The following is a 22,157-nucleotide window of genomic DNA, read 5'->3' as shown; positions in this document are numbered from 1 at the left end:
TTGCCTTTTGTCATCGTCCATCTGCATTTTTGCTCGAAGCATTGGTGCTTTGACCGGAAGCAGCGGATGTCTTTGCATCTTTGGAATGCGCGGCAATTGCCGGACCCGCGCCGGTAGCTTTCCGCATATCGCCGCTCCCCTTGCCGTCAGTCGATTTCTTGCTCAACAGTCCTGAGAAATATTTTCCAAAGAAGCCCATCCGACTCTCCATCTTGGCGCTCATTCGGCGACTTTGCGGGCCCTGAACTCATCTCTGCGCTGTTCTCGCAGCTGCCGAGGATCGCTGCGCGAACCGCCAAGCGCGCGGCGCCTGACCAGCGCGGCCGAACACTCAAGCAGGAAACATTCCAGTCCTTTGTAGATATGCGTGATCATGTCCTTCATCTCCCGGGACCGCCTCGGCACATGGGTCGCCGAGGCGGTTGGGTAGGCGATCAATCAAGCCGCTTTCCGTTCTGCCGCTCGTTCGTTGACGCCGGCTTCACCGAGGGCAGTCAACGCCTCGTCGGTGGCCTTCTCCTCTTCAAGTGTCGCATTGAGGAGCGCAACCACGTCATCCTTGCCGAGCGTCGTAGCCCAGGCAATCAGGGTTCCATACCTGGCGATCTCGTAGTGCTCCACGGCTTGCGCGGCACCGACGAGCCCTGCATCGAGCGAAGTCGAACCCTTGTACTCCTGAAGGATTTCAGATCCTTCCTCCAGGATGCCGTCGATCGCCGGGCAGGTTTTGCCGCGCGCGGCCGCGCCGAGAATCTCGAAGACCTCCTCCAGACGTTCGACCTGCCCCTCGGTTTCAGCGAGGTGCTTCTCGAATGCTGCCGAAACTTGCTCTTCGGATGCGCCTTTGGCCATCTTCGGCAAGGCTTTCAGAATTTTCTTCTCGGCATAGTAGATGTCTTTGAGGCCATCGAGGAAAAGGTCCTCCAGGTCCTTGTTGTTGCCATTGGCTTTCTTGGCAGTGGGCATTGTGCCGTCTCCTCTGTTGAAAATTGCCCGTCGCGAGCATTTTCTTAACTCGGAAACCCGAACCCGGTTCCGGCATAATGGAGATATCTAAATTTAAAGGGTCCTGCGCTTCAGTGAGAACAACGACCACGTCATTCTCGTCGAAGAGCCGCGGCGGGGTGCACGCCATCGGGCTCCCGCCAACAGTTCACGGTCTGAGGGGCTGGGACTACAGGAGAAGCAAGTTCCGCGGCGGCAGCAGAGCAGTCGGGGCAACGCCTCTCAAGCCTCCTGACCGCTCTGCAGCCGCTTGATTGCTGGCCCTGCTTGCATCCAGCAATTGGGTGATTGGACGCTGCGTATGCAACCAGAATACCTCAGAATGGTTCTAGCTATGATTTGAGCGGGATGGCAGCGAGCGCCGTCCAAAGGTGGCAATTTTTATGGACGTATCACTTTCGCGAACCGCAGACGACAACATCAAGGCCGGCAAGAGCGGCTTGCTGCTTGTCTCGGACAATTATGACGCTTTCGCCGTGCGCGTGCTGGCGGCAAGGAGCGCTGAGCGCAGCCTCGACCTGATGTATTACCTTTGGCATGATGACCACACCGGCCGCTTGCTGCTTCGCGAGGTTTTTCGAGCTGCTGAGCGCGGTGTTCGGGTGCGCATGCTCCTTGACGACGTCAATCCGCGCAAAAATGATGCGGCATATCTGGCGCTGAACCACCATCCAAACATCGAACTGAAGTTGTTCAATCCGAGCGGTATCAGGCGCGGCCGGATCATGCGTGGTGTGGAAGTGCTGTTGCGGCTCTTTGCATTGACGCGACGGATGCACAACAAGGCTTGGATCGTTGACGACAAATTTGCCATTGTCGGCGGTCGGAATGTTGGCGATGCCTATTTCGATGCGGCAGAAACCAATTTCCGGGATCTCGATCTGCTGCTCCTGGGGCCTGCGGTTTGGCAAACCGCGGCGATATTCGATGCCTTCTGGGCTTGCAATGAAGCCAAGCCAATCAAAACCTTGGGATCAGTGGCTGAGCATGAGCATGCCAAATGGCTTGAAGGAAGCGATACCGGCCCCGATCCCAAATTCCTGAACGGCATCGGCAACCGGGGCTCGATCACGGAGTTTATTGCGGCCAGCAACGACGTTCATTGGGTGGATGGCGTGCGGGTCATTTCCGATCCGCCGGAGAAGGTTCGTGGTTGGAGACGTCGCAGCTGGCTTATGAAAGAGCTGCGTCCGATCATCCAATCCACCCGCGGGTGTCTGGAAATTGTGTCGCCCTATTTCATCCCCGGCAAAAGGGGCACAGCGATCTTGCTGGACCTTGTCGGCGCCGGTGTTGACGTTTCGGTTCTGACCAACTCCCTGGCCGCTACCGACGTGGCCGCAGTCCATGGCGCTTACGCAAACTATCGCAAGCGGCTGCTGAGGAATGGCGTCAAAATTTTCGAGCTTCAGCCGTTCAACCGGCGCTCGGCAATCTCGGTGTTTGGCTCGAAGGGCGCCAGTCTGCATACGAAAGCTTTCACCGTCGACGACAATATCGGCTTTGTTGGTTCCTTCAATTTCGATCCACGGTCAGTGTCCTTGAACTCGGAAATGGGCGTGCTGTTTGAGGATCCGAAATTGGTCGCCGAGCTGCGGCATCGATTCCAATCGGAAATATCTCCGGAAACAAGCTATCGGCTCGAACTGAAGCACAATGTTCTGCATTGGCACGGATGCGGCGAAGGCAAGATTCAGGACTATACGCATGAACCAGAAGCCGGATTTTTTCGCCGTATCCTGGCGGTCTTCGTCCGTCACCTCCCGATCGAATCTCAGCTCTAGCATCTGATGATGGCCGAGGACCTCGCGATCTCAGCGAATTGCCCTGCCGGGGATCGCGTGAGCGAAACGTGAAACCCTGATCTACCACGGGTCAGCCAGACCGCATCACACCCGGTTCTTCGACAACCGCGTCGCCAATCCCATGCTGTCCGGCGTCCGGATCACTCGGCAACACGTCGGAAAAATTGACTGTGGCGACCAGGTATCCGGCTTCATCGTAGACCTTGATAGTCGATCCCGATTGCTTGGTTCCTGACCCAGGATCCGCCGCCACCGCTACGCGCGCCATCTCTATTGCTCTCGGACTGGCCATCTCCGCACTCGCTAGCTCTTCCTCGAGAGCGGTAGTCTGGCCGGATACTGTCGTCTCAAAGCGGAATTTTGGCATGGGCAACCTCCTGTTCCTATGCAATTCCGGTGTCCGGGTTGCGTTCCAAAGAAACAGAATTGGTGGGAAGCAGCTAAGATCGCCGCGATGGCCAGACCCGTGTCGCCACGAAGGTCAGCAAACCCGTGATCACAATCCAGGCCTGCACCTCGCGCTGGATGGTTGGCCCAGGGTTCGATGTCTGTCGCGACGGGCTCTCTGCCTCCACTATCGGTTGAAGGTCGGACCGACTGCCGAGACGGACGGAATAGGCCCGCGTGAACTCGGCGCCGAGCAGGAATATCTCAGACGAATAGTAAACCCAAAGCAGCACGACCAGCAGTGCACCCGCCGCGCCATAGGAGGATGCGATCGCGCTGGTTCCGATATACCAGCCAATCAGCGACTTGCCGATGGTGAAGAGCAAAGCGGTCACTGCCGCGCCAATTGCGACATCGCGCCAAGCGAGCGACCGGTCCGGCAGGATCTTGAAGATCGCGGCAAACAGAGCGGAAATCAGCACGAATGATACAATGCCGTTTATCGACGCGAGAATGATCGTGCCGAACGGCAGATGGGCGTTGATGACAGCGCCAAGCGCGGAAATGGCGGCACTCGCCGCCAACGACACAAGCAGTAGAAATCCCAACGCTGCAACCAGACCCAGGCTGGCCGCCCGCGCCCGCACCAATCGCGACACAGACATGGGTGGTGGGTCAATCTTCCAGATTGTGTTGAGCGAAAGCTGCATTTCGCCAAACACCCCGGAGGCTGTCACGAAGAGGGTGACGATGCCCACCAAGGTGGCAAGAGTGCCGGCGGTTCTGTGAGAAGCGCTTTCGATGGTGCTGCGCAGAAGGTCGCCGGTTTGCGATCCCATCACGCCTGCGATTTCGGCCGACAGAGCGAGTTGAGCTGCTTCATGCCCAAAGACAAGTCCAGCAATCGCAACAACGATCAACAAGATCGGGGCCAGGGACGTAACGGCATAGAACGCCATCGCCGCACCGTGGCTGAGGGCATTGTCGTTGATGAATCCGAGGATGCTCTCCTTGCCAAGAACCCAGGCTTCGCGTGCCACCCGCATGGGGAATTCCTTTTACCTCAACGAGCAACCTAGTGCTGTCGGCAACGAAAGCGAGACCTGCCGCCAGTGCGCGAGGCGCGATTGCCGAGACACGCCCGCTTGTCTCTGCACCAACGGCCAGAAATGTTCCATGCGGCGCCGGAACTCGCCGGGCTCGTAATGGTTATCGGTCATCCGATTGGAGTGATCAAAAAATGCCTGATAATGAAAACCATCGCGAGACCGGCGCAACGAAGTACCCGGCTAGAACAGGTCCTGATCCTTCGGATGCGTTCTCTCAGGATGCGGCCGGCAACAAGAAACCCAAGAGTGGGGTCGGTCTGACGCGGCCAGTCAATGAGGTGGATGACAAGACGCACCAATCCGATGGCCAGAACGCCCCGGCGAGGCCGGGCGGCGGAAACACGGTCAAGCCATGAACGTTGCCAATCTTCAGCTTGAAGGGTTGATGATGGCGGTCGCGTCAATCAACAATCTGCTCGTTCACAAAGGTCTGCTGTCAATTGACGAGATCGATACCGCCCTGCGAAAGGCAGAGGCGTCCATGACAAGTGACGAGCGGACCTACGAAGATATGTCACCGGCCAACCGTGACGCGATCTGCTTCCCGATCCGGCTTCTGCAGATCGCAAACAACGCGCAAGGCGAACTGGACATCCCACCATTTCCAGAGCTTGCAAAAATGGTTGGGCAAACCAAGGAACCTTAACGTCAGCGGTGACGACATCACGTGTAATCTCCGTGAATGCCTACATTTGACGGCGATGCCACTCTGAAGCGGAAAAGCAGCATCGGCGCCGTCTCGGCTATGAACCGAACCAAATCTCACCCACTGCGTTGAGTTCGGCGTTGCGTCATTAGTCGGGGCACTTCCATGAAAACGGGCGAGCTTTCCACCTACCGGGCCAAAAGGGATTTCGCGAAGACGAAAGAGCCCAGCGGCGAAAGCTCGATTGCGGGTTCGAATCGACTTCGGTTCGTCATCCAAAAACACGCGGCCACGCGGCTGCACTATGATCTTCGCCTCGAGCTTGGCGGGGTCTTCAAATCATGGGCTGTGACCAAAGGTCCATCACTGGATCCTCACGACAAACGACTTGCCGTGGAGGTTGAGGACCACCCGCTGGAGTACGGCGACTTCGAAGGCACGATTCCCAAAGGACAATATGGTGGCGGCACGGTGCAGTTGTGGGATCGCGGATATTGGGAACCGGAAGGCGCCATGTCTCCCGAAAAGGCGTTGGAAAAAGGCGACCTGAAATTCACGCTGCAGGGCAAGCGCCTGCATGGAAGCTTCGTCCTCGTGCGCATGAAGCATGACCGCAATGGCGGGAAGCGGACCAACTGGCTGCTGATCAAACACCGCGACAAATACGCGACAGAGGGCAATGGCGATGCGGTGCTGGCTCAGGACCGATCCGTCGCCTCCGGTCGGAGCATGGAAAGGATTGCAGCGGGAAAGGGGGCAGGTCCGAAGCCGTTCATGATGAAAGGTTCATCGTTGGCCGATGCGGATGCCGTTTGGGACAGCAAGCGCGGCCATGCCGACAAGCGCGCCGCCAAGTCGGCAAAGCCTGCTCCGCGGCCGAAGCGAGCCGCTGGTGCCTCAGCGGCGAAGATGCCCGACTTCATCCCACCACAGCTTTGCGCAACGCTTTCCCGGCCGCCGGCCGGGACGAACTGGGTTCACGAAATCAAGTTTGACGGTTATCGCGTCCAGTTGCGCGTGGAAGACAAGGACATCGCGCTTAGGACCCGCAAGGGTCTTGACTGGACGGAGAAATTTGGCGCCATCGCAAAGGAGGCCGCCAGTCTTCCCAACGTCATCATCGACGGCGAGATCGTAGCGCTTGGCGAGAACGGCGCGCCCGATTTTGCCGCACTGCAGGCAGCGCTGTCGGAGCGCCGGACGAAGGACCTGATCTACTTTGCCTTTGACCTGCTCTTCGCAAATGGCGTCGATCTGCGAAAGATGCCTCTCTCACAACGGAAGGAACGTCTGAGCGAGATGCTCGGCGAAGTCGATCGCGGCGAGCAAAATCTCATCCGCTATGTCGAGCACTTCAGCAATGGCGGCGACGCGGTGCTGCGTTCTGCCTGTCGCCTTTCGCTTGAGGGGATTGTCTCCAAGAGGGCCGATGCAACCTATGTTTCGGGGAGGACCGACACCTGGGCCAAATCGAAATGCCGCGCCGGGCATGAGGTGGTCATCGGCGGCTGGTCGACGACCAACGGCAAATTCCGGTCATTGCTCGTCGGCGTCAATCGCGGTGAACATTTCGCCTATATCGGCCGTGTGGGGACCGGGTTCAGCGAGGCAAAGGTCAAGCAGCTGATGCCCAGGCTGCAGGAGATGAAAGCCGCGACGTCGCCGTTTACCGGCGATGGCGCACCGAAAAGGAATTCAACCGTCTTCTGGACGAAGCCGGAATTGGTCGCGGAAATCGAGTTCGCCGGCTGGACCGGGGGTGGCAATATCCGGCAGGCCGCCTTCAAAGGCCTGCGTGAAGACAAGCCCGCAAAAGACGTCGAGGCCGAGCGTCCAGCTGATCCTCAAGAGACGCCGATTGCCGACCCTGCCAAGGTGACTGGCAAGACAGGAAAAAGCCCGGTTGTCATGGGCGTCATCATTTCCAAGCCGGACAAGCCGCTTTGGCCGAATGCCGGCGACGGTCAGCCCGTCGACAAGCTCGATCTTGCAGAATATTTCGAGACCGTTGGTCCCTGGATGATCAGACATATCAAAGGTCGTCCCTGTTCACTCGTGCGCGCGCCGGATGGCTACGCCGGCGAGCAGTTTTTCCAGCGCCACGCAATGCCAGGCACATCCAATCTGCTGGAGCTGGTAAAAGTCTTCGGCGATCACAAACCGTATCTGCAAATCGACCGCGTCGAGGGTCTGGCCGCGATCGCCCAGATAGGCGGCCTTGAGCTTCACCCCTGGAATTGCCAGCCGGGTCATCCCGAAATACCTGGCCGACTTGTCTTCGACCTTGACCCCGGTCCGGAAGTCCCTTTTGCGAAGGTGGTCGCGGCAGCCAAGGAAATGCGCGATCGTCTCGAAGATCTGGGCTTGGTGAGCTTCTGCAAAACCACGGGCGGCAAAGGCTTGCATGTCGTGACGCCATTGGCGGCCCAACGCAGCAAGACGACATGGGCCGAGGCCAAGGCCTTCGCAAAGGCCGTCTGCATCCAGATGGCGGCAGACAGCCCGGATCTCTACCTCGTCAACATGGCCAAGAAGCTGCGGACATCCCGGATTTTTCTCGACTATCTCAGGAATGATCGCATGGCGACAGCCGTCGCCCCTCTCTCCCCTCGCGCCAGGGAAGGCGCGACTGTATCCATGCCGCTGACCTGGAGTCAGGTGAAGGCGGATCTCGATCCGAAAAAATACACCGTTCGCACGGTCCCGGGCCACCTGAAAAAGACCGTCGCCTGGGCTGACTACGACGATGGCGAACGGTCGATCAGCAGTGCCATCAAACGGATTGGTTCAGCGAAGCTCGCCGCATGACGACGTCGGTTCGCGCTGGCTTGCAGGTACGCGGCCCAAAGTCCAACCTCCTGCCTCACCGGTCTCTGGGATTGCCCAGGGTGGGGTCGCGCGCCCGGGTGTAGCCCTCGACGCGAGGCAAACCGTCATCCATCCTGATAAACGGCAGCCGCATTTCCCAATAGGCTTGAGCTTGGGGATGGAACTTCTCGGGCGCGTCCATGAATCCGATCGAGATGTAGAACTCATTTGGCAAGCCTTCATCGGTGTACCCAATCGAGGTGCCACATTCCGAACAGAAGGAGCGCACGACGCCCCTGGTTTTCGAAAATGTTTTTGGTTTGGAGCCGAGCCAATCGACCTGATCCGGACGATAGCCAATCCAGATCGTCAGTGGGCTGCCGATCGCTCGTCGGCAGTCATCGTCGTGGTCGAAACAAATCCAAAAGGGATCGCCACTGAATTCAGCTGTGATGGCTCCGCAAAAGCAATGCCCTCGATCAATCCGGGCCGGTTTTCTGATCGTCGTTCGGGGTTTGTCGTCCATGGTAATCTTCCGGCCAGCGTGGTGGCGTAACGCCGCGGACGGCAAGCAGTTCCTTTGGACGTCACAGAGCCGCAGATGCGCGCAACCGGCGGGCTGCTGGTCAATATCATTTGAGGCAGATCAGGCCTTAATTTGTTGGGAACATTTTTTCAGGTCCGCACTTTGTTCGCCGTCTGACCAAAGGAGGCGACCTTGAAAACACGACGCGTCGACAGGGAAAAGATCGAGAGGGCGGATCGAGAAGCCAAGTTGCTGTTGGAAGCGGAGCGGCATGCCAGGGAAGCCAAGACGGCGCGGCTTAGAGAACAGCGACAGTTGTTGGAGGCATCGATAGCGCAGACCCCGCCCGCGCCCGTAGCCGCAAAGCAGCCGCCCCGCCAACGAAAGCCGACGCGCAAGGTAATCGAGGTGGACTGACGGTTTGGTCACTTGGGGCGTTTGCCAAGGTGGGGAGTTGATATGACAGGGCAGGGGATCCGGCAGCATGAATACCAAAGCGGTAAGTCCGGCCGTCGCCAAAGCGGCTGCTCGGCGTGCTGGATCGGGGTCTCATCACCGGTGCGTCCGACGACGATCCTGCGAGAGCCGCTGAAAAAGGCGCCGAGCGGGCCGAGAATGTGATCCAGCGAGTCCGGCTGGACACTTACGTCGGGAACAATCGCACGCGCGGACCGTTCCCCAAGCGATCTTCACGCTCAGGATTTGCTCTTGTTGCAGCGACCGGATGAAATTTTCAACGAGGCCTCGCAAACGGTTGGTGATCCCCTTGAGCGCGACGCCTTAGGTGGGGAGGCTGAGCTAACTGGCGATCGCGCCATCCCGCGTCGTCTGGTTGTCGTCTCGAACAGGCTGGGGAACATTCGCGATCTGTCGCAAGCCGGCGGACTTGCTGTAGGCATCGGGGATGCGTTGGCCGAGCGTGGAGGCCTGTGGCTAGGAGCAAGCGCTGAGTATCAGGACTACGCCGCGAGCGACGAACCGCTGATCCGCTTGGAACGCGTGGGAAAGATCGAGACCGCTGCGCTTACCCTGCCGTATGAGGAGTATTCGCTCTATTACAATGGCTATGCCAACAGCACGCTGTGGCCGCTTTTTCATTACCGACTCGACCTGGTGAACCACCGGGCAGAGTTTCTATACGCCTACCGGCAGATCAATGCGCGGTTCGCGAAGGCGCTCGCAGGACTGCTGTCGGGCAACGACGACCTGGTGTGGGTTCACGACTACCACCTTATCCCCTTGGCCGCCCAGTTGCGGCGGCTGGGAGTCCGGAATCGGATCGGTTTCTTTCTTCACATACCGTTCCCGCCGCCTGACTTGTTTGTAGCCACGCCCGACCATGAAGAACTCATCGATGATCTGCTTCAATATGACGTCGTGGGATTCCAGACCGAAACGGACGTGGGGAATTTCCGGCGCTCAGTGCAGGCGGCCAACTCCACTACTTTTGATATCAATGGTTCGGCTGAGATGAACGGCCGCACGGTGTTATCGAGGTGTTTTCCGATAGGCATCGACGTCGATTCAATCGCACGCATGGCCAATGAGGCGGCGGAGGATGTGCAGATCGATTCCATGCGCCGCCAGATTCTGGGCATCAAGCAAATCATCGGCGTCGATCGGCTGGACTACTCCAAGGGTCTCCCCGGCCGCATGCAGGCTTTCGCGCGTCTTTTGGAAAGGCATCCGGAACAAGAGCGGGCGGCAACCTATTTGCAGATTGCGTCGCCGACGCGCGAGGAGGTCAGCGCCTATGCCGACATCCGGGCCCAGCTTGAGGCAACCGCCGGCGCGGTCAACGGAAGATACGCGGATTTGGCTTGGACCCCGATCCGCTACATCCACCGTGCCGTATCACGCTCTCGGCTTGCTGGCCTGTTGCGCGCTAGCCAGGTCGGATTGGTCACGCCCCTGCGTGACGGAATGAACCTCGTCGCCAAGGAATACATAGCCGCGCAGGACGAAGCCGATCCCGGAGTGCTGGTGTTGTCGCGTTTTGCAGGTGCGGCCGAAGAACTTGCCGAATCCTTGATCGTAAACCCGTATGCGGTCGACGAGGTTGCCGATGCGATCGCAAAAGCGCTCGCGATGCCGCTTGAGGAAAGAATTGCAAGGCATAGTGCACTGCTCAAGCGCATCACGCGCAATGACGCAGCAGAATGGCGGCGGTCATTTCTCGCCACGCTCGCGGGTGAGAACTAGCGCCTGGCATCGATGCCTGAACCCGTCCGTGTGTCACGCGTTCCCACACGGTCATAGCCCGGCCATAACCCGGCTTGCCTAGCAGTTCGAAAGGCCTTGAAGCTGATCATGTACCTTGTCAGCCCGCATCAGAAACTTTTCGCTCGTTGCCGGAAGCGCGATAGCCCGCCTCAATCGGTGGACTATCGAAGGTTCCACGGAACACACCGCCGGTCCGGTCGTTTGGGCTCTGATAGGAGATCTGCCATGACAAGGAACCCCGGGGGAAAGGACAGTGATCTCTCTGAACAAGAGGCAATCAAGTTGGCCGAAGCCACCGACGTGTCACCCGGGCAGGCCAAAGAGCTTGCAGCCGAGCACGGCAAAGACGGCGCCAAGAAGGAAGCAAGAAATTACAAGGCGGAGGGCTGACTATGGCGGCCAGTGGATCCGCAAACGACAGAGACGCACGAGCCACCCTCTACGCACAAGGCGTAATGGAAGCCGAGCGCAAGGCGCGGGAAGAGAAAACGGCGCGATTGCGCAAAGCCCGTTTGGCGCACGAGGCGATCAATCCGCCTGCACCCGAGCGGAAACCGGCAGTGCCGAAAGCCCCAAAGCGGGCCGCCAAACCAGGCAGCCGAAAAGCTGGAGAAGATTAGCTTCAGCTTCTTCGGCTGTGCCGGCGGCACGCGTCGGGGAAGAGCAGACCGTGCGGTCGATCTGCACGATAAATTTGTACTTCATCGAATGACACAAAGGAGTCCAGTGATGACGGAGCATGTGTCCCGGAAGGAAGAACAGCGTGGCACCCGAAATGTACTCGGGTGGGGCGTCGTCATTGCGGCTGTGATCTTCGTCGCACTGCTAGCCTTCTTTGTGTTCATACCCCTTTCAGGCGGATCGTGGCAGACATCGCCAGTAAAGCGCACCCCGGAACAGAACCAAGGCGGCAATGCCCCCGCCGAGACATCACCCGCGCCCGGCGTTAAAAAGAACCCGCAAGAAAATACCGAGATGCCAGGGCAGCAGTGATCGACCTTGGGCTGCGACCCAAGTTGGCCTGATCTTCCTGGTCGTCTCATCGGCGTCATGATGGGATCAGGGCCTTCTGGGCGCAGGAACCGCTGAGCTATTGAGACTGGGTTTCGCCCACATCGAGCGCAGAAAGATTACCGCAGCAGCATCGGTCTGGCGAACGAGGCGATCACGCCATCGTGGAACTCGAGGCACATCAAGATGCCTAGCTGCAGGCCGTTCAGTTGGGATTTTTCAGCTGCTTTGACAACAGCAGTTGCTGCTGCAGCTCAAGGGCGAGCTTCAACAGCCGTTCAGGTGTTTCCTCTTCCGCGATTTCGTCGAGCAGCGCTGCGAGTGCGTCGCCCTCAACAGGATCGCGGAATGAGTCAGGTTTGGTTTGCGGAGGTTTGGCCACGAGGATTTCTAGCAGGAATGCGGCCGTATTTGCAAGACGAAGCGAAGCGCTCTTGGGGAGGGGTACCGTAGCGGGGGCGGTCGACAGGGCGGCCTGCGGCAAACTATCGGACAATCTTAATTCATGATGCCAGACCTGTCGTTGCGGAGCACCTCCTCCATGAGTGTATTGAGCCATTCGCTCAAGGGAAGGTCATGCCGCGTCGACAACCGCTCCTCCAGCGCCGCCTTCAATGTCCGTTCGACGAGGCGATCGGCCGCCTGTGGGTCGCCCAGCAGCAGCCGCGCGGACAGCCTCAGTTTTGGAAGAGCGCGGAAAACATTGTCTTCACCAAGCGCTGTTGATTGCGCGGCGAGGATCCCGGCAACCGTCCTGAACCCGGCCGGCTTGGAGAGGTTTTGGGTGTACCGGAACCGCTCCGGCAGGGTGATCTGATCGTTTCCGGAGAAGAATACGAACGGGATGCCTCTGTCCGTCAGCTCATCGGCGAGGGGAAAAACAGTCTCACCGTTAAGATCGATGTCCAGCACCGCCCCGTCCGCTGAATCGATATATCGTCGAGCCCGGCTGACTGACGACACCGGCCCCAAAACGGTCGCCCCACAATCGCTGAAATAAGAGGCAAGTTCGCTTGCCAGCAAGAATTCGTCCTCGACGAGCAGAATTCGCATGCCTAATAACATAGCAGCCCTCCGGGCTTTAAACGGCGGTCGCGTCCATCGGTTCCGTGGCTATCGGCGGTGCGGGATGGGAATTCGACCAGGAACGGTTTACACATTGGATCGAAATCAGCGCTGCCGCGTTGCATTTCACTGAAGCAGGACAATTGATGCAAAAGCTGCCGAGGTTCCCCATAGTCGGTATTGGCGCCTCTGCGGGCGGCATTGCCGCCATGGAGGGATTTTTTCGCGGGATGCCGTCTTCGAGCGGGATGGCGTTCGTGATCGTCACGCATCTCAGCCCGGAACGGGAAAGTCTGCTGCACGAAGTGATTGCGCTTTACACCGGAATTCCGGTTCGTGTCGCTGAAGATGCAATGGATATCCATCCTGACACCGTCTATGTGATGCCGCACAACGCGATCCTCACCATCGAAAATTCCAGCCTAAAGCTGCGCCAACCGAATTCGGTGTCCAGGGAGCGCAAGCCCATCGATATCTTTTTCAGCGCGCTGGCCGAGGATCAGGGCGAATACGCCGTCGGCGTCGTCCTGTCGGGCGGCGATTCCGACGGTACGTTGGGCATCAAGGCAATCAAGGAGCATGGCGGCCTGACGCTGGCGCAACTCTCCGACGAGTCGGGTCCGAGCAATCCCGACATGCCGCGCAGCGCGATCAGTTCCGGTCTGATCGATATCGCCATCCCGGCCGATGAGATGGGTGCGAAACTCATGGAATTTGCCCACAGCTTTGAACTGCTCGACGAGCTTGAAGCTGACGATGGCAAGGCCAGTGCTTTGAAACTCCGCAAGGGCCAGGAAGAAATCTACGCGATCCTGCGCAGCCATTCGGGACATGATTTCTCGGGCTACAAGGCCAAGACGTTCTTGCGCCGCGTCAGGCGACGCATGCAAATAACACAGAACACCGCGATCGATGCCTATATAGAGTTGCTTCGTTCAAATGCGGAGGAAGTGCGGTCGCTGTTTCGCGACCTGCTGATCAACGTGACAAATTTCTTCCGCGATACGGACGCTTTCAAGACCCTGGAAGAAACCGTCATCCCCAAACTTTTCGAAGGCAAGGACGCCAACGATACGATCCGCGTCTGGGTGCCCGGCTGCGCAACCGGCGAGGAAGTCTTCTCGATCGGAATGCTGATGCGCGAGCATATGGATACACTTTCGGCTGTGCCGCGCATCCAGATTTTCGCCACGGACATCGATGACGCGGCGTTGGGCATCGCACGTTCGGCGCGCTATCCGGAGTCATTGCTTGCGGGCGTTTCGCCTGAACGTCGCGAACGCTTCTTCAGCAATGACGGCACAAGTTTCATCTTGAGCAAGAGCGTACGTGATCTCTGCATCTTCTCGGCGCACAGCGTCATCCGCGATCCACCCTTCTCGCGCATGGACATGGTGTCGTGCCGGAACCTGCTGATCTATTTCGGCCCCGATGTGCAAAAGCAGGTTATTCCGACCTTCCACTATTCGCTGAAGCCCGGCGGCTATCTGTTCCTTGGCACCTCCGAGAGCATAAGCCAGCATGCCGATCTGTTTGCACCGGTCGACAAGAAACAACGGATATTCAAGGCACGAGAACATACGGCGCCGCCGCGGCTGCCGATCTTGTTGAATGCTGCGCCTGCAAGCAACTTTTCCAGCGCCAATGACACTCATGCCCGCCGCGGCTTGTCTTATTCCCTAAGGCAAACCGTTGAAGCCCATGTTCTCGAACGCTACGCTCCGGCCCATGTCGTCATCAATGGTGATGGAGATGTCGTCTATTACTCGGTCAGAACCGGCAAATATCTCGAGCCGCCGCAAGGGGTGCCGAGCAGACAATTGCTCACAATGGCACGCAGCGGCCTGCGTCTGGAACTGCGCGGCGCTTTGCGGGAAGCGGCCGAAGGCCGGCGCACGGTTGTGCGCGAAGCGATAGCCATTGAAGAAGATGAAGATCGGGTCCAGTTCGTCACATTGACGATCGAGCCCTTGGTTGATCGCGGCAGCGGCGAGCCGCTGTTTCTCGTCCTGTTCGAACCGGTGGGCCAGCCGCAGCCGCGGCTGGAGGCTCTAAAGGTTCGTCAGCCATCCGGGATTGCTGATTTCGAACGCGAGCTCCGCGATACGCGCGAGCGCCTGCAATCGACGATCGAAGAATATGAGACCGCGTTGGAGGAGTTGAAATCTTCCAATGAGGAACTCGTCTCGGTCAACGAAGAAGCCCAGTCCTCCAATGAGGAGCTCGAGGCCTCCAAGGAAGAAATGCAGTCCCTCAATGAGGAATTGAACACCATCAATGCCGAACTGGTTTCCAAGATCGAGGATCTCGATCGTGCCAACAGCGATCTGAAGAACCTGTTCGAGAGCACACAGATCGCGACTGTTTTTCTCGATACCAAGCTGGTTATCCGCAGCTTCACGCCGGCGGCGTCTTCGTTCTTCAACTTGCTGCCGACCGACATCGGAAGACCGCTGACCGATCTTGCCAGCCGGCTCGATTATCCGCACCTGCGCGACCATATTGCCCAGGTTTTCAGGGCCGGCGAGATGATCGAGCACCAGCTGCCGCGCGATAGCAACGGCATCCACTATCTCGTGCGGCTGATCCCCTACCGCGACAGCGCGCGGAAAATCCAGGGCGTGGTGGTGACCTTTGTCGATGTGACGACCATGGCTGAAGCCGAAGCCCACCAGCGGGTATTGATCTCGGAACTCAACCATCGGGTCAAGAACATGCTGGCTGTTACGGTCAGCATTGCCAGTCAGACCCTGAAAAATGCTCCCTCTTCGGAGGCTTTCGCCGAAGCGCTCATCGGTCGCCTGCGCGCCATGGCGCGGGCCTACGGAGTGCTCTCGCGCGAAAGCTGGAAAGAGGTCTCGGTCGAGGAAATCGTGCGGCAGGAAGTCGAGCCGTTCGGGCTGGAACGCATCAACACCACAGGCGAGGACATTCGGCTCAAGCCTCAGCAGGGCCTGTCGCTTGGCATGGTGATCCATGAACTTGCCACGAATGCTGGAAAATATGGCGCCTTGTCCGTGCCAAACGGCGTGGTGTCCGTGACTTGGTCGGCGTCGGATCACGGTTTTCAGCTCGAATGGTTAGAAAGCGGCGGTCCCGCTGTCAGTCCGCCTGAGAAGACGGGATTTGGTCTTTCGCTGGTGAAGGGCGAAATTGAGTATCGGCTTGGCGGAAATTTTGAAACATCTTTCGGTTCCGATGGTTTGAGCTTGCGGATTGAGTTTCCGTTTGATCATCGGGAGAGCGAAACGTGACTGCATCTCGTATCCTTGTCGTCGAAGATGAATGGCTGGTCGCGGAGGAGCACCGCGCAATCCTGGAAGAGGCCGGCTTCGCCATCGCCGGGCCAGTGCCGTCCGTTGCTCGCGCGAAAAAGCTGATCGAGAGTGAAGTCATATCTGCTGCGGTCCTGGACATTGGTCTCGGCGGCGAGACCAGCGCTGCCCTTGTCCCTCTTCTAGCGCAACGCGGAATTCCGTTTGTTTTCGTCAGTGGGTACACGGCATCCGACATCCCGCAAGATTTGCGTCATCACAAGATGCTGTCAAAACCCGTGTGGGCTGCTGCGCTGGTCGAGGCCGTGCGAAATATGCTCGGTGTTCAACCGACAGCTTTGGCAAGACACCAGGACAGCGGAACGGTGCCAACCCAACGAGAAGCCCGGTAACTGCACAAAGACACTGGTTTTTCATCAGATATGCGACGACATTCGGGTCCAGGCCCGAGACGACGTCGCCGGCAAGTGCCTGCGATCCGGCCGGCACGATTGGCATGCTCCCGGTCTGGCGTATTCCAGAGCTGGGCGAAACTTCGCGACCGCGCGACGATTGGTCAGGCGATGAGCCTAGCAAACAACGGGCAGTTCGCCCTCGGTTTGCTTCGCGTCGAATAGGACGCCAAGGCCGTAAGTGACGGCGCCAGCGGCAATCATCTCTGCCAACGCTGCGTTTGACACCGGGCAATGCGGCATGACCGCCTTGATCGCGAGTTCGGCATTCGCGATCGACACGAAATCGTGCCGTCGCTTACGGGTCTCCAGATATTGTTCGATCAACATCTGCAGTCGCCTTCTTTCTATTTCATCGCCAGCCATTGGTTCCTCCTGTAGACAGTCTGAAAGCCCACCACGCCTAAGGAGCGGTGGCCTTGGCGGCCCTTTTTGAGGACCGTGGACTCGAGTGAGGCGGGCAGCGTTGCTGACCAGGATGTCGAGACCGCCGAGGGGCGTTGCTGCTTCATCGACCAGCTTTCTGCAAAAGGCCTCATTGCGGATATCGCCGGCAAGCCTTTTGACCTGCCGCTTTTATTAGGTCCACCAGTTCGTCGGCGTCTTCCTGTTCTTCGGGGAGGTAGCCGAAAGCAACGTCCGCACGCTCGCGCGCGAATGCAATCGCCGCCGCACGACCAATACCGGAATCGCCGCCGGTTATCAGCGCTTTGCGGCCGGCAAGCCTGCCTGATCCCTTGTAGGTCGTTTCGCCGTGATCCGGGCGCGGCACCATCTTGCTGGCCAAACCCGGCCACTTCTGTTCCTGTGGCTTGAACGGCGGCTGGGGATATTGCGTCACCGGATTCTGTTTGAGCATCGGGCTCGCAGGGCCTGCTTTAGCAGGCACTGTTCCCGTATCGGCTGACGCCGTGGAAGCATAAGCGGCGAGAATTCCTCCCGCCATGCTTCCGACGACAAGTCTGCGCGCTGCGTCTGGTACATAGTCATGCTGGTCGTGGTTCATCATGGGCTCGCTTTGACGGCAGGTGACCGTTACGGAAGTGGCACCTAACCGGCCGTCGACGCGAATGTTCCCTTGTGATTGCAGTGAGTGTCGGTCGCCTTGCCCGTCTTAGCTGTGAGGCCGCGTCACGACTTTGATACAGCCATCCTGCTTGTCGCGGAACGTCTTGTAGGGATCCGGCCCTGCTTTCAGATCGGCCCGGGGGTAATCACAAGGAGGGATCGATTGCGCCGTTCTGGACCATGGCCAATAAAGGTTCCAGGTGGCGTTGCGTATGCGTCTGGCCCATCCGGAAAGCCGGTCCCTCATTCATCGCCGCCAAACGGGATGTGATCGACCAGGCCAACACAGACGCCGGGAACCGAGATGGTGCCGCCTTGCGGCAGCGATAGATTGCCTCGCGCAGCACATGCGGTCTCTGCGAATGCCAGCCCGTTTGATGACGCGAAATATCAGCTCAGTCGCTGGACGCCGACCCAGGCTCGGCCATCCTACGGTGCTGTTCGGCCAAGGTGCCTGCCGGCGTGACATGCGCGGCGGCGACCTGCAGCTTGTTTTTCCAACCGCTGACGACCTGTTCATCACCGGCCATCATCGCCTCGTAACCCGTCTTGGCGACATCGGCCGGATTGTCCTTTTTATCGGAGCCGACCTTGGTATCCATCATTTCAGCGCGCTCGAAGAATCGCGTCTGCGTGGGGCCGGGCATCAGCACGGTGACCGTCACGCCGCTATCTTTCAGCTCATGGCGGAGCGCGATCGAGAAGGAATCGATGAACGCCTTCGTGCCGTTGTAGACGGCCTGGAATGTGCCGGGCATGAAGCCGGCGATCGATCCGGTGAACAGGATGCGCCCGCGGCCTCGCCGGGCCATCTTGGCGCCGAGTTCATGCGCCAGATAGACCGTTCCAGTGACATTGGTGTCGATGATCCGGCGGACTTTTCGCCAGTCCTGGTCGACGAAGCCGTTGCCGAGCCCGCGTCCCGCATTGAGAAACAACAGGTCGATATCGCGATCGCCGATCTGGGAGATCAACCGATCGGCGCCCTCGACGGTCGCCAGATCGGCCTCAATGGCTTCGACCGTTACATTGCGGGTCTCAAGTGCCTCTGCCGCCTGCCGGATAGCCGGCTCGTCGGCGGCGATGATCAGGTCGTAACCGTCTTTAGCGCACAGCTTTGCGAGTTCCCTTCCGATGCCACTCGAGGCGCCGGTCACCACAGCGAGTTTGGCGTCCGTCATCATATCCTCCATCTTCGTGCCATCGGAACCACGAGCGGGCACAATTGTTCCGTGGCGTTTGCGCTGGATTGATCGTGCGCTGTCATGACGGTCAGGCGACGGTCGTCGTCGCGGTCGTCGCGCGCATTCATGGATGGGCCGTTGCGACAAAAACCGTTCTACGCCATGAGAACTCGCGATGGCCTACCTTCAAAAAAAGGCCCCCCGAACGCATGGATTGAGTACTCAGAACGGATCAGTTGAAGTTGGAACAAGTGGCCCGGTTGGAAGTTCGAACCGTGCAGCGTTGTTGCCCTCCCATGTTGATGCTGCGCGATCGGGTCATCCCCTCAGCCCGATCTGCCCGCGCTTCTCCGCGCCAAAGAGAAGCGCGGGCCCCCCCTTTTAACGGCTGTCCGGGATGGAGCGTTTTGTTACGTTGGACTAGCCGACCTCACAGGCTCGTCGTCGGTTTCGTTTGACGAGCTCTCCGAGCGCTCTAGATCATTGATGCCGGACGCAGTTGGTTCGGGCCGGGGAGGAAATCCGCGTGGCGCATCCAACGCGCGCTGTACCCCGTAACGACCGTCATTTTCCGGTTGGCTGCCTGTGCTTGCTTCTGATGCTAGCCGGGTTGGCCGGATGCTCGTCTTCCAATCAGGTGGCGCAGCAATCACGAACAGCGGCCTCCGCGGCACAGACCGTATCGATGGTGCTGGATGCCTGGGTGGAGGGAGCGGCACCGTCCGCCTATGCCACGGCCGCACTGCACTCGGTCGGAAAAACGCTGGCCGAGGTCGAGGCGCAAATTCGATCGGCCGAGACCGCTGAACCAGCCGGGCGAGCAGGACTGACGGCAGCAGTCAACAGTTTGTCGGTGGCGGTGGCGCATGCCGAGGCGGGATTGCGGGTGAACAATCGCACTGAGGTGAAAAGCGCACAACAGGATCTTCGGGCGGCCATGCGCTCGCTCGCCGCCGCTTACACCAGCGCTTTCGGACCAAAACCGTGAAGAAGCTTCTGGAAATATCGCTTGGCGTCGTCACCAGTGTCGGAGGTTTCCTCGAAGTCGGGTCGATGGCTACGGCGGCGCAGGCGGGTGCCGCCTTCCGATTCCAGCTGATCTGGGCCATAGTTCTCGGCACCATATGCATCATCTTTTTGGTTGAAATGGCCGGTCGGTTCGCCGCGATGAGCCATCACACGATCTCAGAGGGCATTCGTGAAAGGTTTGGGTTCAACGTCTTCCTATGGCCGTTGCTCGTCGTCCTTCTCGTCAATTTCATGGTGCTGTCCGCTGAGATCGGCGGTGTGGCCATCGCACTCGAACTTGCCACCGGCATAGGCTTCCAGTGGTGGGCACTGCCGGTGGCGTTGCTGGCATGGCTGCTGCTGTGGAAAGGCACGTTTGGCTTTATCGAGAAAGGCATGTCGGTCCTCGGCCTCGTGACGCTGTGCTTCGTGGTTGGTGCGGTGATGTTAAAGCCCGACTGGACAGCGGTCGCTGGCAGCGCCGTGCCTTCGCTGCCGGCTCACGATGCCATCAATTACTGGTTCATGGCGGCCAGCATTCTCGGCGCGTCGATATCGCCTTATCTTTTCATGTTCTATTCCTCGGGAGCTATTGAGGACAAATGGGATGAAAGCCACCTGGGGGCCAATCGTGCCATCGCCGGGCTGGGCATGACCTTCGGTGGGGCCATTTCGATCGGCGTGTTGATCGTCGCTGCTCTCGTTCTCGCGACGCGCGGCATCGACCAGGTGGACGACTATCACCAACTGCCGTTGATGCTGATCCCTATATTCGGCTTCTGGGGGTTCGTTCTATTCGTTGCCTCGCTCGCCATTGCCTGTTTCGGCGCCGCACTCGAAGTCGGGTTGCAACAGGCATATCTGGTGGCACAGGGCTTTGGCTGGACCTGGGGCGAGGATCGCAAGCCGCGCGATGATCCGGGCTTCAGTGCCGTCTATACGGCATCATTGTTTTTGGCCGCCATTCCGATCATGCTTGGCCTCGACCCACTGAGGCTGACCATCTTTTCCATGGCGGTAACGGCGGCGAGCCTTCCGCTGACGGTAGTTCCATTTCTCTTCCTGCTGAATGACGAACGCTATGTCGGCGAACATCGCAACGGCATCATTTCGAATGCCGCCGTTGTCTTCATTATCGCGCTTGCCTTCGTGCTCGCCGTGGTGACGATTCCGCTGCAGATATTCGGAGGCACATGATGGAATTGATGCGTGATCTCCTGGACAAGCAGGTGTTCGACCGCCGGCGGGTCAAGATCGGCAAGGTCGACGGAGTGGTGGCCGAGTTGCGGCGGGGCAAACCACCAAGGATTGTCGCGATAGAACTCGGCTCCATCACTTTGGCGCGCCGCCTTGGCGCGCGGCCCGGGGAATGGATGGCGCAACTGACGACGAGGGTGGGTGGCAAACGCCACGCCGTGCCACACAGGATTGCGTGGAAAAAGGTGCAGGACAACGGGCTCGACATCGAATGTGACATCGAGGTGGGCGAGACGTCGATTTTCGCCTGGCAGGACTGGTTGCGCGATCATGTCATCGGGCGCATCCCAGGAGCGTGATGATGAGGACAGTCAACCTCGAACATCTTGCCGGGCGACGCGTGCTCTCGCAGCGTGGAAAGAGCATCGGTCACATCGAAGAGATTCTCGCCGAACAGCGTGGCGACGAGCTCGTCGTTACTGAATTCCACGTTGGCATCTACGCCGCGTTCGAGCGTCTGTCGGCTTCGACCATCGGCATCGCGATGCTCGACCTGTTTCGGCTGCGCCGTCGCGACGGCCTGTACCGCATTCCCTGGGATAAACTCGATATCTCCGATCCGGCGCGACCGCGGCTGCTATGCCCGATGACCGAGCTTCCCGGATGGAAAGGGCAAAAGGACCTTCGGGAGTAGATGGCTACGGCTGGGAGGGCTAAGGCGCCGGCGTTTTGCCGGCGAACAGCCGTTCGTGCAGATGGCGCCTCCGCAAAGATTACTGCAGGTTCTTGCGAAGAAAGATGCGGGCGTGTCCTGGAATAACGAATTCGACCTTGCCGAATTCCTCAAACCCATGATGCCGGTAAAATTGAGGCGCCTGGAAACTGCTCGTCTCGACGACGGCTCTCTTGCATCCACGCCTAACGGCTTCCTCCTCAATCGCCATAAGAAGCTGTGATCCATAGGATCGGCCACGCAATTTTTCAGGCAAGAAGAACATGTCGAGAAACAGGAGCCCCAGTTCCGTTCTGCCCCAAATTCCACCCCAGATCTTTCCCGAGGGGTCGGTAAGCTCCGCGCCGATCACTGCCCGGTCATCGATTCCGGTTTGTTCGATGTTGTGTCGATAGAGCGCAGCGGCCGCCTGCGTTCGTGCATCCCCGTTGTGAGCCAGAGCGATTGTAAATCCTTCGGATCGAGCCGGCATGCGTTCTGCTCCTGCGTCAGAATGGTCTTGAGATTCAACCGTCAGATTAACATCAAGGCCGGTTCGCTCGCAGCTCTGATCGCCGCTTCTGTTGTAACCCGTCTTGCCCACATTCCGCATCGCGATCCGCGACGGATGCATGCAGCCGCGCCCAACATATCGCTTTGGTGTTGAACAAAGCCC

The 22,157-nt window shown here is 58.9% G+C and carries 25 protein-coding genes and 1 pseudogene; 14 read left to right on the top strand and 12 right to left on the bottom strand.

Going from position 1 to position 22,157, the window contains the following annotated elements; translation table 11 throughout:
* Positions 1-10: 10 nt before the first annotated feature.
* The 3 genes from NKI46_RS14230 to NKI46_RS14220 all read right to left on the bottom strand — a co-directional run bounded on the left by NKI46_RS14230 (position 11) and on the right by NKI46_RS14220 (position 966).
* Complete coding sequence (locus NKI46_RS14230) at positions 11-223, bottom strand: hypothetical protein (protein WP_245259911.1); 213 nt, start codon at positions 221-223, stop codon at positions 11-13.
* Positions 220-375 carry a hypothetical protein gene (locus NKI46_RS14225; protein ID WP_155923313.1) on the bottom strand — a complete coding sequence of 52 codons (156 nt, stop codon included), beginning with the start codon at positions 373-375 and terminating at the stop codon, positions 220-222. Before NKI46_RS14225 ends, NKI46_RS14230 begins: the two co-directional genes overlap by 4 nt.
* Before the next feature lie 63 nt (positions 376-438).
* Positions 439-966 (bottom strand): YciE/YciF ferroxidase family protein, encoded by a 528-nt coding sequence (locus tag NKI46_RS14220; protein WP_023681150.1) that lies wholly within the window; start codon positions 964-966, stop codon positions 439-441.
* Positions 967-1,388: 422 nt separating this feature from the next.
* Between NKI46_RS14220 and NKI46_RS14215 the strand changes: the two genes are divergently transcribed.
* Positions 1,389-2,789 carry a phospholipase D family protein gene (locus NKI46_RS14215; protein ID WP_023733192.1) on the top strand — a complete coding sequence of 467 codons (1,401 nt, stop codon included), beginning with the start codon at positions 1,389-1,391 and terminating at the stop codon, positions 2,787-2,789.
* Between the two features lie 91 nt (positions 2,790-2,880).
* On the opposite strand, the gene NKI46_RS14210 is transcribed toward NKI46_RS14215, so the two are convergent.
* Together NKI46_RS14210 and NKI46_RS14205 are read right to left on the bottom strand one after the other, a co-directional pair.
* A complete protein-coding gene (locus NKI46_RS14210; RefSeq protein WP_023668045.1) occupies positions 2,881-3,177 on the bottom strand; it encodes a hypothetical protein in 297 nt (98 codons plus the stop codon).
* A 73-nt stretch (positions 3,178-3,250) separates the two neighbouring features.
* The gene (locus NKI46_RS14205; protein ID WP_023681152.1) at positions 3,251-4,243 is read right to left on the bottom strand and encodes a YihY/virulence factor BrkB family protein; all 993 of its coding nucleotides are present in this window, start codon (positions 4,241-4,243) and stop codon (positions 3,251-3,253) included.
* Between the two features lie 194 nt (positions 4,244-4,437).
* Here NKI46_RS14205 and NKI46_RS14200 point away from each other — a divergent pair, with 194 nt between their 5' ends.
* The 3 genes from NKI46_RS14200 to ligD all read left to right on the top strand — a co-directional run bounded on the left by NKI46_RS14200 (position 4,438) and on the right by ligD (position 7,760).
* The gene (locus tag NKI46_RS14200; RefSeq protein ID WP_156933724.1) at positions 4,438-4,662 is read left to right on the top strand and encodes a hypothetical protein; all 225 of its coding nucleotides are present in this window, start codon (positions 4,438-4,440) and stop codon (positions 4,660-4,662) included.
* A complete protein-coding gene (locus tag NKI46_RS14195) occupies positions 4,659-4,952 on the top strand; it encodes a hypothetical protein (protein WP_023681153.1) in 294 nt (97 codons plus the stop codon). Before NKI46_RS14200 ends, NKI46_RS14195 begins: the two co-directional genes overlap by 4 nt.
* Before the next feature lie 165 nt (positions 4,953-5,117).
* Positions 5,118-7,760 (top strand): DNA ligase D, encoded by a 2,643-nt coding sequence (gene ligD / locus NKI46_RS14190; RefSeq protein WP_352746675.1) that lies wholly within the window; start codon positions 5,118-5,120, stop codon positions 7,758-7,760.
* A gap of 55 nt (positions 7,761-7,815) precedes the next feature.
* On the opposite strand, the gene NKI46_RS14185 is transcribed toward ligD, so the two are convergent.
* Positions 7,816-8,286, bottom strand: coding sequence for a GFA family protein (locus NKI46_RS14185; RefSeq protein ID WP_050588111.1), 471 nt, complete (start codon positions 8,284-8,286; stop codon positions 7,816-7,818).
* A gap of 192 nt (positions 8,287-8,478) precedes the next feature.
* Between NKI46_RS14185 and NKI46_RS14180 the strand changes: the two genes are divergently transcribed.
* The 4 genes from NKI46_RS14180 to NKI46_RS14165 all read left to right on the top strand — a co-directional run bounded on the left by NKI46_RS14180 (position 8,479) and on the right by NKI46_RS14165 (position 11,502).
* The gene (locus tag NKI46_RS14180; RefSeq protein ID WP_023681156.1) at positions 8,479-8,703 is read left to right on the top strand and encodes a hypothetical protein; all 225 of its coding nucleotides are present in this window, start codon (positions 8,479-8,481) and stop codon (positions 8,701-8,703) included.
* A 291-nt stretch (positions 8,704-8,994) separates the two neighbouring features.
* The gene (locus NKI46_RS14175) at positions 8,995-10,488 is read left to right on the top strand and encodes an alpha,alpha-trehalose-phosphate synthase (UDP-forming) (protein ID WP_352746672.1); all 1,494 of its coding nucleotides are present in this window, start codon (positions 8,995-8,997) and stop codon (positions 10,486-10,488) included.
* A 246-nt stretch (positions 10,489-10,734) separates the two neighbouring features.
* On the top strand, positions 10,735-10,899 hold the full coding sequence (locus NKI46_RS14170; protein WP_352626355.1) for a hypothetical protein: 165 nt from the start codon (positions 10,735-10,737) through the stop codon (positions 10,897-10,899).
* A gap of 339 nt (positions 10,900-11,238) precedes the next feature.
* Positions 11,239-11,502 (top strand): hypothetical protein, encoded by a 264-nt coding sequence (locus NKI46_RS14165; RefSeq protein ID WP_023681159.1) that lies wholly within the window; start codon positions 11,239-11,241, stop codon positions 11,500-11,502.
* A gap of 223 nt (positions 11,503-11,725) precedes the next feature.
* Here NKI46_RS14165 and NKI46_RS14160 read toward each other — a convergent pair whose 3' ends face one another.
* The gene (locus NKI46_RS14160) at positions 11,726-12,016 is read right to left on the bottom strand and encodes a hypothetical protein (protein WP_031197822.1); all 291 of its coding nucleotides are present in this window, start codon (positions 12,014-12,016) and stop codon (positions 11,726-11,728) included.
* A 2-nt stretch (positions 12,017-12,018) separates the two neighbouring features.
* The gene (locus NKI46_RS14155) at positions 12,019-12,573 is read right to left on the bottom strand and encodes a response regulator (RefSeq protein WP_050588792.1); all 555 of its coding nucleotides are present in this window, start codon (positions 12,571-12,573) and stop codon (positions 12,019-12,021) included.
* Between the two features lie 158 nt (positions 12,574-12,731).
* Here NKI46_RS14155 and NKI46_RS14150 point away from each other — a divergent pair, with 158 nt between their 5' ends.
* A complete protein-coding gene (locus NKI46_RS14150) occupies positions 12,732-15,839 on the top strand; it encodes a CheR family methyltransferase (protein ID WP_352746668.1) in 3,108 nt (1,035 codons plus the stop codon).
* The gene (locus NKI46_RS14145; RefSeq protein WP_023700039.1) at positions 15,836-16,252 is read left to right on the top strand and encodes a response regulator; all 417 of its coding nucleotides are present in this window, start codon (positions 15,836-15,838) and stop codon (positions 16,250-16,252) included. The genes NKI46_RS14150 and NKI46_RS14145 overlap by 4 nt, the downstream gene beginning before the upstream one ends.
* A gap of 177 nt (positions 16,253-16,429) precedes the next feature.
* Here NKI46_RS14145 and NKI46_RS14140 read toward each other — a convergent pair whose 3' ends face one another.
* From NKI46_RS14140 to NKI46_RS14130, 3 genes and pseudogenes are all read right to left on the bottom strand, one after another.
* A complete protein-coding gene (locus tag NKI46_RS14140; RefSeq protein WP_023681163.1) occupies positions 16,430-16,678 on the bottom strand; it encodes a hypothetical protein in 249 nt (82 codons plus the stop codon).
* A 90-nt stretch (positions 16,679-16,768) separates the two neighbouring features.
* A pseudogene (locus NKI46_RS14135) lies at positions 16,769-17,171 on the bottom strand (SDR family NAD(P)-dependent oxidoreductase); the annotation flags it as partial.
* 604 nt (positions 17,172-17,775) lie between these two features.
* Entirely contained in the window at positions 17,776-18,573 is a 798-nt protein-coding gene (locus NKI46_RS14130) for an SDR family NAD(P)-dependent oxidoreductase (protein WP_502896816.1), read from the bottom strand.
* 517 nt (positions 18,574-19,090) lie between these two features.
* On the opposite strand from NKI46_RS14130, the gene NKI46_RS14125 reads away from it, so the two are divergent.
* The 4 genes from NKI46_RS14125 to NKI46_RS14110 are packed head-to-tail and all read left to right on the top strand — an operon-like array spanning position 19,091 to position 21,463.
* Complete coding sequence (locus NKI46_RS14125; protein ID WP_352746664.1) at positions 19,091-19,552, top strand: hypothetical protein; 462 nt, start codon at positions 19,091-19,093, stop codon at positions 19,550-19,552.
* The gene (locus NKI46_RS14120) at positions 19,549-20,769 is read left to right on the top strand and encodes an NRAMP family divalent metal transporter (RefSeq protein ID WP_352459533.1); all 1,221 of its coding nucleotides are present in this window, start codon (positions 19,549-19,551) and stop codon (positions 20,767-20,769) included. The genes NKI46_RS14125 and NKI46_RS14120 overlap by 4 nt, the downstream gene beginning before the upstream one ends.
* A complete protein-coding gene (locus NKI46_RS14115; protein WP_352562394.1) occupies positions 20,766-21,128 on the top strand; it encodes a hypothetical protein in 363 nt (120 codons plus the stop codon). The genes NKI46_RS14120 and NKI46_RS14115 overlap by 4 nt, the downstream gene beginning before the upstream one ends.
* A gap of 2 nt (positions 21,129-21,130) precedes the next feature.
* Entirely contained in the window at positions 21,131-21,463 is a 333-nt protein-coding gene (locus NKI46_RS14110) for a hypothetical protein (protein ID WP_023681169.1), read from the top strand.
* A 79-nt stretch (positions 21,464-21,542) separates the two neighbouring features.
* On the opposite strand, the gene NKI46_RS14105 is transcribed toward NKI46_RS14110, so the two are convergent.
* Positions 21,543-22,115, bottom strand: coding sequence for a GNAT family N-acetyltransferase (locus tag NKI46_RS14105; RefSeq protein WP_352746659.1), 573 nt, complete (start codon positions 22,113-22,115; stop codon positions 21,543-21,545).
* Positions 22,116-22,157: the final 42 nt, after the last annotated feature.

Origin of the sequence: Mesorhizobium sp. M0615, assembly GCF_040320805.1 — a bacterium.
Lineage (GTDB): Bacteria > Pseudomonadota > Alphaproteobacteria > Rhizobiales > Rhizobiaceae > Mesorhizobium.
Note: the sequence above shows the minus strand (reverse complement) of the source record. Positions and strands in the feature narration are given on the sequence as shown.

What these genes read in the sequence shown, in the direction of transcription:
- NKI46_RS14130 (WP_502896816.1), bottom strand. Translation starts at nt 18,573, where the DNA reads ATGGAGGATATGATGACGGACGCCAAACTCGCTGTGGTGACCGGCGCC.
- NKI46_RS14150 (WP_352746668.1), top strand. Translation starts at nt 12,732, where the DNA reads ATGCAAAAGCTGCCGAGGTTCCCCATAGTCGGTATTGGCGCCTCTGCG.
- NKI46_RS14210 (WP_023668045.1), bottom strand. Translation starts at nt 3,177, where the DNA reads ATGCCAAAATTCCGCTTTGAGACGACAGTATCCGGCCAGACTACCGCT.
- NKI46_RS14215 (WP_023733192.1), top strand. Translation starts at nt 1,389, where the DNA reads ATGGACGTATCACTTTCGCGAACCGCAGACGACAACATCAAGGCCGGC.
- NKI46_RS14115 (WP_352562394.1), top strand. Translation starts at nt 20,766, where the DNA reads ATGATGGAATTGATGCGTGATCTCCTGGACAAGCAGGTGTTCGACCGC.
- NKI46_RS14225 (WP_155923313.1), bottom strand. Translation starts at nt 375, where the DNA reads ATGATCACGCATATCTACAAAGGACTGGAATGTTTCCTGCTTGAGTGT.
- NKI46_RS14205 (WP_023681152.1), bottom strand. Translation starts at nt 4,243, where the DNA reads ATGCGGGTGGCACGCGAAGCCTGGGTTCTTGGCAAGGAGAGCATCCTC.
- NKI46_RS14185 (WP_050588111.1), bottom strand. Translation starts at nt 8,286, where the DNA reads ATGGACGACAAACCCCGAACGACGATCAGAAAACCGGCCCGGATTGAT.
- NKI46_RS14105 (WP_352746659.1), bottom strand. Translation starts at nt 22,115, where the DNA reads ATGCATCCGTCGCGGATCGCGATGCGGAATGTGGGCAAGACGGGTTAC.
- NKI46_RS14110 (WP_023681169.1), top strand. Translation starts at nt 21,131, where the DNA reads ATGAGGACAGTCAACCTCGAACATCTTGCCGGGCGACGCGTGCTCTCG.
- NKI46_RS14195 (WP_023681153.1), top strand. Translation starts at nt 4,659, where the DNA reads ATGAACGTTGCCAATCTTCAGCTTGAAGGGTTGATGATGGCGGTCGCG.
- NKI46_RS14165 (WP_023681159.1), top strand. Translation starts at nt 11,239, where the DNA reads ATGACGGAGCATGTGTCCCGGAAGGAAGAACAGCGTGGCACCCGAAAT.
- ligD (WP_352746675.1), top strand. Translation starts at nt 5,118, where the DNA reads ATGAAAACGGGCGAGCTTTCCACCTACCGGGCCAAAAGGGATTTCGCG.
- NKI46_RS14230 (WP_245259911.1), bottom strand. Translation starts at nt 223, where the DNA reads ATGAGCGCCAAGATGGAGAGTCGGATGGGCTTCTTTGGAAAATATTTC.
- NKI46_RS14170 (WP_352626355.1), top strand. Translation starts at nt 10,735, where the DNA reads ATGACAAGGAACCCCGGGGGAAAGGACAGTGATCTCTCTGAACAAGAG.
- NKI46_RS14140 (WP_023681163.1), bottom strand. Translation starts at nt 16,678, where the DNA reads ATGGCTGGCGATGAAATAGAAAGAAGGCGACTGCAGATGTTGATCGAA.
- NKI46_RS14220 (WP_023681150.1), bottom strand. Translation starts at nt 966, where the DNA reads ATGCCCACTGCCAAGAAAGCCAATGGCAACAACAAGGACCTGGAGGAC.
- NKI46_RS14200 (WP_156933724.1), top strand. Translation starts at nt 4,438, where the DNA reads ATGCCTGATAATGAAAACCATCGCGAGACCGGCGCAACGAAGTACCCG.
- NKI46_RS14155 (WP_050588792.1), bottom strand. Translation starts at nt 12,573, where the DNA reads ATGCGAATTCTGCTCGTCGAGGACGAATTCTTGCTGGCAAGCGAACTT.